Below are 15,443 nucleotides of genomic sequence, written 5' to 3'. Positions count from 1 at the left end.
ATGAGTGAAAAGAAAGATTCGGCACCCGTAACCTCTGGGAAAGCTGCAGTGTCCAGTCAGGCTCTATCTTCGCTGGTGTGGAAAGGCAACCATTTGTCCATGTTGGATCAACGTCTGCTGCCCGAAACGATTGTCATGCTGGATTTATTCACGGCCGAGGAAGTGTGGGACGGCATCCATGCCATGAAGGTACGCGGTGCGCCCGCTATCGGGATGGCTGCGGCCTACGGCGTTGTGCTAGGAGCTACCGCCTACGACGGCACCGACGCTGCTGAGTGGCTGCAGCATGTAGACGCCGTGTGCGGACATTTGGCTACTTCACGGCCGACTGCAGTGAACCTGTTCTGGGCTCTGGACCGCATGAAGAAGCGGGCCGGGGAACTCATCGTTGAAGCTGGCGGAGGCCAGGTCGAAGACTGGAATGCCGGGCTGGAGCGTGAAGCCATAGCCATTCAGGCAGAGGATGAAGAAGTATGTCGCCAGATCGGCATCCATGCTTTACCTCTGTTCGAGGACGGGATGGGCGTACTCACTCACTGCAATGCAGGCGGATTGGCGACAGCCAAATACGGAACAGCGCTCGCGCCGATGTACCTTGCGCAGGAGAACGGCATCCACCTCAAAGTATTTGCCGACGAAACCCGCCCTGTGCTGCAAGGTGCGCGGCTGACCGCTTTCGAGCTTCAGCAGGCAGGCATTGATGTCACCCTGCTCTGCGACAATATGGCGGGCATGGTGATGTCCAAAGGATGGGTACAGGCCGTCATTGTCGGCACAGATAGAGTCGCCGCTAATGGAGATGTCGCCAACAAAATCGGCACATACAGTCTAGCTGTGCTAGCGAAGGCGCATGGCATTCCTTTTTATGTAGCTTCTCCACTATCTACCATTGATTTGCAGACCGCAACAGGCGCAGATATTCCGATCGAGGAGCGTTCTGCGGAGGAAGTTACCGAAAGCTTTGGTAAAAGGACCGCCCCGCAGGGCATCAAAGTCTACAACCCAGCTTTCGATGTTACACCTCATGAGTACATTACCGCCATCATTACCGAAAAAGGAATTGTACAAGCACCCTTTAGCGAGAGCCTGACCCATTTGTTTGCCGAATAATTGCTCTTGCAGGTTATATAGTTCGTATATAAGTCAAATGATTCTACTCGATAGAATAGAACTTTTTATAGAAAAAAACCGGAGCCAAAAAGTCCGGTTTTTTTCGTTTCTTGTTCCTCTACTTTTATACAACATGTGCACATAGGCTTCATTACACCAGTTTCAATAATGCTTCGTATCCTGGCATACCTGGCTTAATCCCCAGTTGCTCCGCTTCTGTCGTCACCGATTCCATCGGCGCTTCCAACAATTCTTTCAGCGTTTTTACCCCCACAGCTCGTGCGGCAAGAATTTTCCGATCCGCCAGCCGCTCATTGAGCAGTCCAACATCCAGTGCACCACACATGATATGAACCATCAAAAAAGCCTTTTATATCAACAGTTTTTAGGCAACAACCCATTTGAGGTCACAAAAAGGTCACAAAAATCACAACATGATCATCTGCTCAAGCTCATCGGCTACCTCTTGTTGCATACTAGGAAGTACATGACTGTACGTATCCAGCGTGACAGATATCTTACTGTGACCTAATCTCTCTGAAATCACTTTGACATTCATTTTCTTTTCCAACAGCATCGTCGCATGGGTATGCCTCATATCATGGAAACGGATATGCGGAAGCTTGGCACTTAAAACATCTCTTTTATAAGCCTTGGACAAATTAGCAGGGAACACTGTTTTACCATTTTTTAAGTTGAATATAACAATATCCATATCGATAAAAGTGTCTCCAAACTCTCTTTTCCACTTTACTTTGTAAACTTCATGTAGTCTACGCTGTTCTTCAAGAATCGCAATCAGTTGATTAGGTATAGATATTTTACGTTCCCCGGCGGTAGTTTTAGCTCCAGATTTGATCCGAGTTCCATAATGAGCAAGCGTTTGTTTAATGATAATTGTCTTTGATTCAAAATCAATATCCTTCCATCTTAATCCTAAAATCTCCCCTTGCCGCATTCCTGCTAATAAAGCGAGTCCATAAACACAATGATAACGATCTTCTTTGGTACATTGGAGAAAATGATTCACTTGTTCCAGCGTCCAAATAGACATTTCTTTTTTTATTCGCTTGGGAAGTGTCACTTTTCGCATGGGATTTTCTTTGATGAAGCCATATTCAATCGCCTTATCAAATACTTTTTTGACCATCGTTGTAATGCGATCTATCGTATTCCTCGCAAAATTCTTCTTGTGCAACTCATTCACGAAATTTTGACATTTCATTAAATCAAAATTTTGCAACTTTATTTTTCCGAATTTAGGCTTAATATGATTTTTGAAATACAACTTGTTATTGTAAAGCGTTGTTTCTCCACATTCATGAACCCGGATGTTATCCAGCCAGTAAACCATAAACTCATTGAGTGTAGTGTTATCTTTCCTGATATATTCTTTATTCTTCACATCATTCTGAAGCTCAATCATCTTATCATTTGCTTCACGTTTTGTCTTAAAGCCTTTTCTGCGGATTTGCCGCCTCTTCCCCGTTTCATCGTAATAACCAAAAACAAAATCCCATTTTTTTGTCTTCTCATTAACAAAAGGTTCTGCCATTTAAAACTCCCTTCTTGTGACAATAAGAAAGGAGGTCAAGCATGTGACTAAAAGTAATCATACCACATGAAAGCCTCCCTATAACCTACTTGTAATCAGCTATAACCGACCTTTCATCCAGTCTTCAAACACATCTTCATGCACCAGATATCTGGTTCCTAATTTTATGGTGTAAAACTGCTTGGATTTAATTAACTCATATGCCTTATCTCGTCCGATTCCCATCTTACGCATAATATCCGTCACACCAATCATAACTCTTCCGCTTTCCATCGTTTTAGCCATCACGCTCACCTCAAAATACTCCTATGTATGTTTTAATTTGTCCTATTCCATTCCTTGTTTAACTGCTTCATAAATCTTGCCGCGCTATTTCTCAACTTCCTATGTATAAAGTCTAGCTTGTCTTCTTAGCTTCTAAATTTATTGCCCTTCCCTTCGGACTAATCTAAATCATATTGCCCTTAAACCAACGTTTTCATCTGTGTGAAGCAACTTGTATGTATATGCTCACTTCTTAATACAACAACTGATTGTAAAATGCCAATTTTATAAACTAGCCGTTGAATACTAGCCAGAGGAATCCATACATTAAAGCGATTAGTCCTATAATACCGAACAAGCAAAAAAGTAAGAGTATAAGAACAAATTTTTTACCTTCCATAGCAACCACCTCATTAAAGAATATAAAACGGGTAAAAGAAGTCAGCTACTTCATTTCATCTAATCTACAAACCGCCTCTATGGTAAGTCTATGCTGCTTGCATGGGAAACGTAAAGATGAGTCCCCAAATTAATTTTAACGCTCTATAACCCTATAGATTCATCTATGAATAAACAGGTGTTGTTCTTCCCTATACAAATACCCATCCCAAAACGAAGCATCTTGATTTCTTATAGACTAATCAGAAAAAAAAGATCACTAAAGACAAGTCAAACATCTATTTATTTTTGACTAATACTTTGCTTATTCTGTTATCTACCTGTCAACTAAATGTGCCTATTAAAGCACCTCATAATGTTACTACTCTTTAGTCTAATGATATGAGGTGCTTAGGAACAGCAATTTAGTTGACACTTCTATAATCAGATTATCAATATAAAGTTTAATCTCTGCATTTAAGAACATTAGATACATATTGTCTCGAACATCCAACTAATGAAGCTATCTGAGCATTAGATAGACTTAAATCATGTTGCTTTAATCGTAGGATATGTGAAGCTTTGTCTTCTAATTGTTTACCTTGTTCTGATATTTCTTGATGATAAACGAAACCTTTTATATGTATAGGAATGTCAAACTGCTTTCTCAACAGCTTATTTACTCTTGCCCTACGATACTCCTGATTAGAAATAATTGCTGGTACATTCACAGATAGTTTTTTAGCTAGAAACCCATAACGCCACTTCTGAAATCCAACATCATTATCTAGTACAGCTAATGAATCTAATTCATCCGACTTCTTTTTAGGTATGTACTTGAAGCTGTCTTTGTATCGTTGCTTCATATTGAAATCTGAGATATCTATATGCTCAATAATCTCATTGTCATATGTCCATCCCTTGACCTGAATTAACTCATTTACAATTCGCTTAATTTCCTGTGAAATGGATTGATTTAGACCGGGTATCTCCTCTTCTGATCGGTCAGGGAAAACACGATTTCCCTCTTCTACTCCACACAGGCTGATCAATTGTTCACGATTAAAGTTTGAAATTGTTAAATGATTCTGATAAAAGAGTTGGCTCATCTCTTCAGCTAGTATAAGCCGTTCAGTATCCATGCTAACTATCTCATAATATCTCGCTATATTATTATAATGGAGATTACTATTCTTACGAGATTCCTTTTGATACTGTTCAATTCTTCTTTGCATTTCATCGGGTAATTGGTCAACCCCAACACAATTGAGCAGATACATAAATATCATGATTACTACTTTGGTATTGGCCTTATTAATGCTGTGTAAATCTGAATTCTCGCTTAATAACTCCTCTATGACCTTCCTCATTGGTGCGAACACAATAGCGTTACTTGAATCCATATTCCTCATTTTAGAAAGTTGGGGAAGTTTTCTCCTTGCTATCTCATGGATCTGGATCAGCAGCCCCAATGTACCTTTAGTTTTCAGAAACTTCGTTAGGTATGGATAGTTCTCTTGTAAATCTATGTCGTACTTGAATCGTTCCAGAAACTCAATGTTAAATTCAATAAGTCTCTCTTGATCTAATTGCCATTCTGTTTTAACCTCGGCAATATTGTACAATTCTTTTAAATAGTCGAATGCTTTATGTATAGGAAGCCTTGTTATTCTCTCTATAATCTGAACAATATTATAATGGACTCCACATCGAGAACTGTGGCATTTATAAAACCACTTATCGTCATAGGAGTATATGTTTCCGCTGGTTGGATTGCTGCTATTGTGAAAAATACAATACAACCTATCAGAATCTATCCCAAGTAGGTGCTTTAAATTTTGCTTCTTCAAGAATTGCCTGATATCATCCCGGTCTATATAGCACAGATCATCTTGGTTATCTAATCCTAGCCTTTTCTTTAGTTCTGGAATTCCTTCAAACCCTTTGCTGATTATAGGGATGTTACCGATATTCATTGAAGAATAATCTATCCCTACTCTGGATGGAAGACCTTTCTTTTTTGATAGGAGCTTAGTATTATATGTGGGTGCTTTACGTGAATTAACACATAACAAAGTGTCTGTTTGAACATGTACCTTCTCAACAACTTTCCTAAGACGAATAATCAAATCTTCTGCATCATACCTGACACTTCTATTCCATTCCTCAAGCTTTATTGTAAATGGATCATTTGAATCTTTAAGATGTAAAGTGTCAGGTACTCTCAGCAATCGAGCTGTATTCTTTACAGCCATATCCCCGTTATATATGTAAATTAAAAGCCCTTCTAGTGTTTCAAATTGGTGTCTCTGTGTATCTTTATTGAGCAAATAATATACATGAAACCCATTTTTCGTTTCCACAATTGCGCTTGGAGGAATCCCACGTTGTTTTAATTCAGAAACACGACACCTGAATATCTGCTTATAGTTGAGTTTCTCGGTTTTATTAAGCGAATAAAATTTGGATTTTACCTTCTCCTGTAATTCATTAGGGCTTCCAGTCCCAGCAGCAACAAATGCATACTCAATCTCATCTTTGATATCCATATCGATAAAACAAGCACGAAATTCAGTTATGTTATCATTTTTGTAACCGCCACCATTAGGCAAAAAGTAAATACCGTAACCGTTTTTATTCCATTCCTCAAATTCTTCGTTTGCTTCTTTGCTGTAGTATTTCATTTTACTTTTATAAACCTTACTTTTAAGCAAGCGTTCTTCTTCATTACCTTCAAATATGTATGAAAAATTTGTTTTTCCGTTGTTAGCTGTAACTTGGATAAAATCTCGTGTCTGTTCATAAGCCAAAACTATATACTTCTCCCTTCAATTTTTATACTAAAAAATATCTTTGACTAAAGATAAATAAAGAAAGCAAAATCATGAGTCACTCCACTTTTATTATAGAGCTATCCTATTTCTTTATAATAAAATTTTCAAAGATCGCACAACAAATAAACTTAACGAGCCATTTCAGATAGAACAAATAAAAACAATATTAAGTTTACCAATATTAAAACTATTTTAATTCCATCTATCCAATCTAGTAGGCATTCTATCTACTTGCTGTATTTTAAAATCTACTTTTTAATTGTAACCGTGGTAAAGCAATATGTATTGTCAACTACTTAACTTTCATTCTCTTTGATTCCGTTTCACCTTCGCCCCACTTTGTTTCTCCTTTTCTTTGTGATTCCAACTGAAGCCTGTCACGCTTTGGTTGATATATCCATAGTATATCATGGGAATATATCTGTCAACAGAAGATTGAAATAATCCAATTTTTTTACAATCTGAAGTTGTGCGTGTGCATCGGCATGTGAATATCAGAAATGTATATAATAAAGAAAAAATTTGAGTCGCTATTAATTGGCTCTAATTGAACCCACTCTATTCATTTTCTCCAATGCTTTCAGCAACATCTTTTAGATGATACTTTGGGTCTCTCCAATAGTATTGGCGACATCCTTTATAGACCACCGTCCAAAGGTCGGGCGCTCTGTCGACCACCAAATACAACAATTTTCTCGCGTGGAATATTGGAGCAAGGTGAATGCAAATACTATTCCCCTTTATTCAGATTAAATTACTATAAAAAAGTTCACCCCATTTTCCTGGAGTGAACTTTCATATTGCCATCTCATTAATCTTTCTAACCTGAAAATACTTTTTCCTACATTATATGAGATAGTACATTACAATTCAGATTAGTAATTTACATCTATTGGATACTCAATGTTAATAGGTTTTTTTGTTCCATTAACATAAGTGTACCCAGCATTTTCCGCTTGTCTTCCTTGGTAAACATTACCAAGATAATAATCATAATAATCATATCGAACAACAGTTGTATTATACTGATCGTAGTTGATAGCTGCGTAATAGTTTCTTGTTTTGTACGGTGAGCTTTCAGGAGGGCCAGAGTATACATCTGTAGTATTGTAAGTTTTAGACACTGTACCACTTACATTTCCTGTCAGACTTTCCTTAACTATATATGCAATATTTGCATCAACCGTTGCTGTAATTGAAACTGTTCCACTTACTGTAAGGCTAGAACTACGTGTTGCAGTTCGTCCTTTGGCTACACTAACAATAAGTGTTTGTTTTTGAATTGGCCCAACAGAATATCCAGTAATTTTGTTACTACCAAGTGCATACTCTGACTTCACATAAACGCGGTGATCCCCAGCTTGAGGTGTTATCACAGAATTTTTCTCAACGAGCTTTGGATCAACAAATTCAACACGCGCGTTCGGATTCCCTTGTTGTTCAAATCTGGTAATTGCAGATGATGGAACATCTTGAATACTGGACTCTGTAATTTCAGCGGTTGTGTTTTGAATGGCATTGTCTGAATTTTCTTCAGCAAAAGACACTGGAGCAAAGACAGCTAGAGCAGTTGATAGGGATAAAATTACTGCGGTAAGTTTCTTCAAAAATCATCATCCTTTTTTCTAATTTTTGTAATACAATGTATTTATTCTGCATAAAAATTCTATTTCCTTCTTTTTGTAGCATAAATTTAGAAAAAAATGCTATAGTATAAATATCATTACCAAGGAGTGGTGCAAATGAATAAAGATAAAGATTTCAAAATAGTAATATCCTCAATAATACTTGGTGGTTCTTTTATAATTGGAAGCTATATTAATGCACATTTTAGTTCCAACGAAAAAATTCTTACCCCTCAGATATCGCAATCTTCTTTAAGCGATAGCGTTTTAAACAAAGAAGAAGCAGCAGCATATCTAAAGATTCCCGTGACACAACTAGACAATATTATAAAAAGAGACACAGAACAAAAAAAGAAACTATCGGTTTATGACACTTATCAATTTATTCCTTACGCTGATCTAGATGGACATATAGTATTTCAAAAAGATAACTTAAATAAATGGTTGGATTTCATCACGCAAAAAAAATAATGCCATCAACGTTTGCTTCGGGGTTACAAAAGTATACTTAAAATACGGAACGTCTGATCTTCTAAAACAGACTCTACAAAAAGAAGTATAAGTTGTACTATTATATCTTTATACCTTTATAAGGAGAGATATTATGAATTATAGAGTTACTGACACTCATGTTTATGTCTTGGATTCCCATGATACAATTCACGATGTACTGTGCTTCCCTAGATCAAACCAAGACTATAAAGATTTAGTTGAATTAGTATATGACAGTGAAACACATGAGATAACAAACATTGACGATTTTAAAGTATTTGACCACAGTCGAGTGACTGCTCCTTCAAAGGGCGGTTTCTTTTACACCCAAGAGTTCCTAATCCCTATTTTAAAACTAGTAAATGAGAATAAACTGTAAGATGAACACAAAAGGACTCTGCCAACATAATACATGGCTGGAGTCCTTTTGCTTTGAGGAACACTCATGATGGTGCTTTAAATTCCTCCGTGGTGACCTGTTAGTTCGTAATTAGACCTTTTTGTCGTATTTATTCTATCGCTCTACAAGATAATTTTTATTTATCTCCGTGTAATTTTGTCAGTAACAACTCAATCATGCGCTCAATCTTTTTAATGTTCAAATTTCTTTGTCCATATAAATAAACAAATTCTTGTACACTATCCCAAGTCTTTAGTTCATTTATTTCTTCGATCTCCTGAGTCAGACCTTCAACATAAGCAGGTAACTCCCTACTTTTGAACTCCTCAATTAAGTTCTCTAAATCAGCGAAATCCATACTCCAATTAAAGTAACTCTCTATAAAATACTTCAAATTTTCATAACTCACTTCTTGTTTCATATATTACTCTCCTCTTTTATTTAAATACAGGATAACCCGTAATAATTCTATAACCGATAGGCATAGAGGAGTCTTTTACTAAATACAATTGGGACTTTGATAAGTCATTTGTTACATGCTTTGAAGATGAGTTTCCTCCCTTCTTTACGTCTACACCTCGCCGTTTTGATGAAAACATGAGAATCAGCAGCAAATTGACATAAAAATACCACATCCAATTAACAGGGATGTGGCATACTATTTGGGTTGTAACTTTACACTAAAGCATTTGTAGTATTTTCGCTACACAGGAACAATTTTTCCATCTACTATTGAATATAATTTCTTGCATATATTTGCAACTACTTGATTATGAGTTACCATTGCAATTGTGACACCCGATCTATTAAGAGCATGAAGTATTTCCAATATGTCTGATTCTGCTGACTCGTCTAAAGCACCTGTTGGCTCATCTGCCAAAATTATTTTCGGTTTTCTGATAAGCGCCCTTGCTATTGCGACTCTTTGAGCTTCGCCTCCAGAAATTTCATGGGGGTATTCATTAATTAAGTCAGAAATTTTAAGTTGCTCCGCAATAGAGTCAACACGGTGCTTAATTTCCTTTTTAGGTGTGTTCTGACTCAATAAAGGCAAGGCAATATTATAAAAAACACTTCTTTCTTTAATTAAACCATAATCTTGTACAATAAATCCGATTTCATCTCTTCTTAACACAGTCATTCGTTTCTCATCTTTGGGCTTAATTAGTTGACTATCAAAAAAATACTCCCCGCTATCTGCAATATCTATAAACCCTAAAATATTTAACAAGGTAGTTTTACCTGACCCGCTTCTGCCTATGATTCCTACTAAATCTCCATGATCTACATTGAAAGAGGCGTCGGAAAGTATCATTCTTGAACCGTAAGATTTATTTATATTCTTTAATGCAATTACACTCATTAGTTCCCACCTCGTATTGTTTTCGACAACTTTAATCTATTCACAGAAATCCATGGAGGAATAAAAGATAGTAGTGAAAGTGTGAAGCTGAAAATAAGTAGAATAGGAATATTTATATTTTGAGAAATCATAAATGAAAACAAAGCTGCAATACATAATGATACCAAATTGATAAAAAATATCTCAAAAAGAATTGAAAGATTTATTACTGCTCTTCTTGTACCGTTTGCAATCATGATTCCATATGTGTATTTACGTAGAGTGATTTTAGCTATGAGATTTGTTGAAATGCTGAATAGCGCAACAAAAGTAATGACAAATGAAAAAATAAATAGAACTTTTTGTAATTGCTCTCCTTCTAGCCCCCACATCGTAAGATAAAAATTTGAGACTCCTTCTACAACATATGGCTCGATATCAAGTTGCAAACTTTTTTGCGTGAACATCTCTTGGATTTTTTGTGCCGAAAGAGAAGATTGGATGTAGCCACTTGTTTTATCCAGAAATAGTTTTAACATAAAACTTCTATCTTGTGCATGAATATTGTCTACTTCCAACGATGGGAATACAACAAGTCTATCCAAGTATTTCAAAGCGTATCCATTATTATAAAAGCTATGCTGCCCCAAAAAGCCAATTACTTTACACTTTAAATTTACTCCCATATATCCCACGTGTATGATTTGTTTCAACTTAAAATAATCTTTATATTCATGACCCAAAATTATAGGAATAACGTCATTTTTCACGTTATAATCTCCAGCTTGAAATAATCTACCTTCAGAAGTCTGGATAGCAAAATGGTCAATAAACTGTTGATTCACTTGAATACTTTCATATGCGTCTGGGGTTTCGTGTCCAGCTTCATATCCATATTGAAACTTTGCAGGCAAGCCTTGCACATCTAGAAAAAGATTTTGTCTGCTTGCAATAATGTACTTAAAACTTGGATTCGTTTTTTCCCACTCGTACAGCTCATTTAAGACCTTGAGGTTATCCGATTGAGCAAGAAAGTTCTTTTCCTCATCATTGAAAAAATTGTCATTTACCTTGTATAAAGAGGATGTAGCATTTTGAACATTTGATGCAAGTTCATGTGTATGTGTAGCCAAGCTTAATGTCAAAATAACCAAAATGTACGAAGCAGTACATTGTAAGATGGAAAGTATGGTTTTTCGTTTATGTTGTTTTAATGAATCAATAAGCAAATTGAGCATCACAGATCACCTTTGTTTCATCTTTCTATAGGAAATACCGATCACTAAAAATGAAAACAATAAAAGCAGGATCGTCGCCCCTAACATAGCCGGTTGAAGGCTTAGCTCGACATCATGCATATATTTTCCGAAAAACCAAGAAGAGCCAAGAGCCGATATTAAGCTCAACAATAGTATTGGAAAAAAATCTTTCCACACATCTATTAATATTTTCTTTTTAGTGTACCCGTTGCTCCATTTGATCTTCATTTCAGTATTCTTTTTTTCGTTCCAAAAGATCATTACCGATAAGCTATTTACAAAGAGTACGAAAATAAAAATTATGGATGTAATTAATTGATTATTACCTCTATCAATTAGATGCAAAATATTAACATTTTCCTTATCGTATACAGAAACTTGCCCAAACATTTTTTCGTTGCCAATAAAATTTAAACCATTTTGTATGGTTGAACTGCTAACAATATATTCAACACTGGAAGTGATATTATCGGCACTCAAGTTCAGTAAAATTGTCCGATCTATTCTAGTAGGTATATTGTAACCAATAATCCCTATGACCTCGTAATCCATATGATTATATTCAACATATTTTTTTCCATTTATGGTTTTATTTATAGGAACATCATTACCAATAACTGCAACATGCGAATTAGATATGAAATCAGATTCAGAAAAGAACCTTCCACTTATTAAATTGGGTGGAACATAGTCTCCCTTATATATAACACCTCGAATATCCTCTCCTTGCCCGTAAAACCTTCCGAATAATACAGTATCATTTGGTAATGCCTCATATAAAGAAGTAAAGTCAAGTTCAGTTTTTGATGTTTTGAAAAACAAGGCATTATCATCATAAAAGTTATTGCTTAGTTTTTTTACGAGATTTACGTTTTCATTATAAAACAATGTAAATAAGCAAGAGAAACTGAACAGGGTAATAGCGATGAATAAAAGCACATCTAAAACTTTGACACGAGTTATACGAATATTGTTCATAATGTATCCTCCAAGGTAGGTAACAAGGTGAATTGTTTGGTGAATTTTTTATTATAGAATTACTAAAAACAGAGATTCATATCAGAAATAAATCGTTGAAAAATTAGATACCGTAGTATGTTTTGGCTACACCGGATCTGAGTGCGTTATAGTTTTCCCAATCAGAACGAGCATAGGATCTTCCTTGGTTGGCGCTCCATACTCGTCCAGAATCTCCATACACTGATCCAGTCAATTGTTCAAAACGTGCTCTCGTATAACTGTCTAGCTTTGTCTTCCCTTGCTGGGCCTGAGTGTTTCCCCAAACCTGTCTGTTGTTTCCATCCCAATCAATTCCGTGATTGTGATCGTATGTTATAGAAGCATTGTCTAATGGAGTAATTGAATTAACAGTTACGTTACTAGGGATATGCAACTCTTCCTTGGTTGAGATTACCAAGTTCGGATCAACTGCTTGGTTAGGTTCTGCCGCACTGTCGGCAGCATATGCGGGAACACTCGCTAATAAAAGACACGAACTCAATGCAAGGCCCATAATTTTTTTCTTCATGAATAAATAAACTCCCTTTCTACTAAATTCACCTTGATACCCATGAAACATTATACTTCTAGTCCATTTTCTTGTAAAGTAGGATTGTCAATCCATGTGTGTGGTTCTTTTGAAAAGGTAGTGATTCATTAGCAATATCCTCCTGTGTTTTGCCAAAGTCAAATTATTTGACTTTGTATCTTTTCGTGAATGCTGATTTCCCCTATCTCATAAGTTATCTCCTCTCCAACTCAGCAATGACTTAGCAAGTTTTCAGCAATACAAAAAAGGCTAGACTGACAATCCCATCTAACCTTCACAAAAATTTTTTATGATTTATTGATCTTCCTTGCTTCCCATTGACTCGTTTTAGGAATGATTAAAATCCTCTGCGGTAACCTGTAGGGTTCGCAATTAGACCCATTTGCTTATATGAGATTGTTAAAGCAGTGTTTTTAAGGTTTGAGTTGTACGTGTGGTCTGCTTTTTTAGCTATTGAATTACTAACACCTGCTGCTTGTATGCTTGCTCCAAAAACAAAAAACAAAGAAAAAGACAATAAAAAGTATGTTATTTTTCTCATAAATATTCCTCTTCATTCTTCCTTGATATAATTACTAACCAAATTCAGATTGATATTGGAGCAAGACAAGTTAAAGTTGACGCACTTGTTTTGAATCAAGGTGTATGCAAATACCATCCCCCTATATTGAGATTGGACAATTATAAAAAAGCTCACTCCCTATATTTAAGGAGCAAGCTTGGAGGCAAATTAACGTCGTCTGAGGCCATGTATATCTAGCTCTGAACTCATATATTAGTTCATTTTAAATGGAACCTCTATATCTTCACCAATTTCATTTACAGTTTCCTCGATGATTTCCCTTACATCTTCATCCAAATCTTTGTTTAAAGATTCTTTCATCAAGTTATAGCTACTTTTTAAGTTCAGATTGACAACAACTGAAGAATATATATCTACTAACTCTGAAGATGTATCATCCCATAATTTCTGGACAAAGCTGTCTAATCTTTTTCTCAACGAATCACTTAGCAATTCGTAAGTATAAGTCTTCCTGTCGGCAAATTCCGAAAAACATTCCAACGTTTCAAAAACATTCATCTTCTCTAAATTTTCAATGGAGTCTAAATATTGAATAATATAGGACTCTAACTGTTCTTTTGACATAATATCAGGCAACTGTTTAATTTCATTCAAATTCATTGTTTACCTCCCAAGATCAACTGGTATATGGGTAATATTTTGCTGATTATTTCTATACAAATTCCCGTCAGTACCCAAATACTTTCTTCCTATTTTAATTTGTGCGCTCCATCCGTTATAGGAATTGCTTGTAGCAAGCTCAGATGGAGAAAGCTTGCTGCTCAGGTTAAGCTGTGGTGAATGCCATTTTATTTCAACCTTTGTCCCATTATAATTAAAATTATACTTATAACCACTCTCAATAATACCAGGATCAGGTCTAAAAGTATTACTTGCTCCTGATGGAACCCAAGATTGTAGTTGGTGTTCGCTTATTTTTCCATTTTCTATTAGTCCATTACTAAGATTAAAGTTCCCATCACTGTCGATTAGTTTTTCCATCTGCATTTTATGTTCAGCAATTTTCTTTTCTGCTTGAGTTAATGTTTCCATACGATTTTCGGGTTTCTTGTCTGCTTTCAATTCACGTTCATGCGACAATCTTTGCTTTAGTTCTTCCTGATTTCTCCCCTTACTTTCAGTAGGAGTGGCACTTTCAGCCTTAGCTCCCGAAGAAGGAGTAGATTTAGCTGAGCCGCCACCCTCTCCTTTCCCCATCTGCCACAATTCTGCTGAGCTTTCTCCTACTCCTTTTGCACTCTTAACCGCAGTTGTAGCTCCATGCGCCGCCAAAGCTGCCGATCCAATTAATCCGGGTACCCCAATGATACTCCCTACACCTGTAGATGATATAGCAACTGACAATCCTTCTCCACCTAATCCAGCTACTACCTCACCAGCTCCCTGCAATGTTGTAGCTACATTCCCGAGGAGTTCTCCTACTTTAGCTGCCATTGGATGATCATAATCTCGTTCTTTATCAGGCCATATCCCCAATGTCAAATTTCCCTGAATAGCTCCTTTTGCTCCCTGTGTAGTATCCCAAAGGATTTCTCTTTCAAGTTTGCTGGCTTCCAATTGAGCTTCAGACTTGGTGATCTCAGCTTGTCCAATCTGTTCAAAGATTTTATGTAACCAATCTTCACCGCTTGATGCCGTTTTAACAAGCACACCATTCCCCGGCACATCCAGTACGACTTTTTCTCCATCTACCTGTGTGAAGTTTTTTGAAATAAAAATGAGTTCTTGTGCAACCGTAGAAAGTCGTTCAAGCGTCACGCCCATGGATTGTCTAGAGACCTGAAAATCTTGGAAAAACCTCTCTCGGGTAGCACCAGACCAACCTTGTTGGACAAAATCAATTCTTCCATTCAGTAAATTCAACATACGTTCCATTTCGTGTTTACCATGCAAGAACTGGTCAGCCACTTCCATCAGCTTGTCAGGTGGAACCAATATTCTCCCCATTTGATCACGTCCATTTTAATTTAGATGGAAATCATTTTATCAGAAGGAGATGTTTAGGGGTATCCACCTATTATCCTGTTATTTCCTTTTTATATTATGTGACCA

General features: G+C 36.5%; 15 protein-coding genes and 1 pseudogene. 3 read left to right on the top strand and 13 right to left on the bottom strand.

Features of this window, described 5'->3' with window-relative positions; genetic code table 11:
* A complete protein-coding gene (mtnA, locus tag MHI21_RS08475) occupies nucleotides 1–1,110 on the top strand; it encodes an S-methyl-5-thioribose-1-phosphate isomerase (protein WP_342419819.1) in 1,110 nt (369 codons plus the stop codon).
* A 151-nt stretch (nucleotides 1,111–1,261) separates the two neighbouring features.
* On the opposite strand, the pseudogene MHI21_RS08470 reads toward mtnA, so the two are convergent.
* The 5 genes and pseudogenes from MHI21_RS08470 to MHI21_RS08450 all read right to left on the bottom strand — a co-directional run.
* Nucleotides 1,262–1,462 (bottom strand): annotated as a pseudogene (locus MHI21_RS08470) (YunC family protein); the annotation flags it as partial.
* A 75-nt stretch (nucleotides 1,463–1,537) separates the two neighbouring features.
* Entirely contained in the window at nucleotides 1,538–2,665 is a 1,128-nt protein-coding gene (locus tag MHI21_RS08465; RefSeq protein ID WP_165084684.1) for a site-specific integrase, read from the bottom strand.
* A 99-nt stretch (nucleotides 2,666–2,764) separates the two neighbouring features.
* A complete protein-coding gene (locus MHI21_RS08460; RefSeq protein ID WP_263561034.1) occupies nucleotides 2,765–2,950 on the bottom strand; it encodes a helix-turn-helix domain-containing protein in 186 nt (61 codons plus the stop codon).
* 821 nt (nucleotides 2,951–3,771) lie between these two features.
* Complete coding sequence (locus tag MHI21_RS08455; protein ID WP_342419818.1) at nucleotides 3,772–6,117, bottom strand: hypothetical protein; 2,346 nt, start codon at nucleotides 6,115–6,117, stop codon at nucleotides 3,772–3,774.
* Nucleotides 6,118–7,016: 899 nt separating this feature from the next.
* Nucleotides 7,017–7,748: a hypothetical protein gene (locus MHI21_RS08450; protein WP_165181704.1), complete on the bottom strand. Its 732-nt coding sequence runs from the start codon at nucleotides 7,746–7,748 to the stop codon at nucleotides 7,017–7,019.
* Between the two features lie 135 nt (nucleotides 7,749–7,883).
* Between MHI21_RS08450 and MHI21_RS08445 the strand changes: the two genes are divergently transcribed.
* Complete coding sequence (locus tag MHI21_RS08445) at nucleotides 7,884–8,237, top strand: hypothetical protein (RefSeq protein ID WP_165145249.1); 354 nt, start codon at nucleotides 7,884–7,886, stop codon at nucleotides 8,235–8,237.
* Nucleotides 8,238–8,370: 133 nt separating this feature from the next.
* A complete protein-coding gene (locus MHI21_RS08440) occupies nucleotides 8,371–8,637 on the top strand; it encodes a hypothetical protein (protein ID WP_274485040.1) in 267 nt (88 codons plus the stop codon).
* A 157-nt stretch (nucleotides 8,638–8,794) separates the two neighbouring features.
* Here MHI21_RS08440 and MHI21_RS08435 read toward each other — a convergent pair whose 3' ends face one another.
* From MHI21_RS08435 to MHI21_RS08400, 8 genes are all read right to left on the bottom strand, one after another.
* A complete protein-coding gene (locus MHI21_RS08435; protein ID WP_071558868.1) occupies nucleotides 8,795–9,079 on the bottom strand; it encodes a contact-dependent growth inhibition system immunity protein in 285 nt (94 codons plus the stop codon).
* Nucleotides 9,080–9,361: 282 nt separating this feature from the next.
* Nucleotides 9,362–10,021, bottom strand: coding sequence for an ABC transporter ATP-binding protein (locus tag MHI21_RS08430; protein ID WP_342419817.1), 660 nt, complete (start codon nucleotides 10,019–10,021; stop codon nucleotides 9,362–9,364).
* On the bottom strand, nucleotides 10,021–11,238 hold the full coding sequence (locus MHI21_RS08425; RefSeq protein WP_342419816.1) for an ABC transporter permease: 1,218 nt from the start codon (nucleotides 11,236–11,238) through the stop codon (nucleotides 10,021–10,023). Before MHI21_RS08425 ends, MHI21_RS08430 begins: the two co-directional genes overlap by 1 nt.
* A 6-nt stretch (nucleotides 11,239–11,244) precedes the next feature.
* Complete coding sequence (locus MHI21_RS08420; protein WP_342419815.1) at nucleotides 11,245–12,237, bottom strand: ABC transporter permease; 993 nt, start codon at nucleotides 12,235–12,237, stop codon at nucleotides 11,245–11,247.
* Between the two features lie 103 nt (nucleotides 12,238–12,340).
* Nucleotides 12,341–12,787, bottom strand: a complete 447-nt coding sequence (locus tag MHI21_RS08415) for a hypothetical protein (protein WP_039272836.1) — start codon at nucleotides 12,785–12,787, stop codon at nucleotides 12,341–12,343.
* 358 nt (nucleotides 12,788–13,145) lie between these two features.
* Nucleotides 13,146–13,349: a hypothetical protein gene (locus MHI21_RS08410; protein WP_071558872.1), complete on the bottom strand. Its 204-nt coding sequence runs from the start codon at nucleotides 13,347–13,349 to the stop codon at nucleotides 13,146–13,148.
* 234 nt (nucleotides 13,350–13,583) lie between these two features.
* The gene (locus MHI21_RS08405) at nucleotides 13,584–13,991 is read right to left on the bottom strand and encodes a hypothetical protein (protein WP_039272832.1); all 408 of its coding nucleotides are present in this window, start codon (nucleotides 13,989–13,991) and stop codon (nucleotides 13,584–13,586) included.
* 3 nt (nucleotides 13,992–13,994) lie between these two features.
* Nucleotides 13,995–15,338 (bottom strand): WXG100 family type VII secretion target, encoded by a 1,344-nt coding sequence (locus MHI21_RS08400; protein ID WP_238791160.1) that lies wholly within the window; start codon nucleotides 15,336–15,338, stop codon nucleotides 13,995–13,997.
* Nucleotides 15,339–15,443 lie beyond the last annotated feature (105 nt).

Origin of the sequence: Paenibacillus sp. FSL H8-0168, assembly GCF_038592955.1 — a bacterium.
GTDB lineage: Bacteria > Bacillota > Bacilli > Paenibacillales > Paenibacillaceae > Paenibacillus > Paenibacillus polymyxa_B.
The sequence above is the reverse complement of the archived record's forward strand: the minus strand, read 5'-3'. Positions and strand labels throughout refer to the sequence as shown.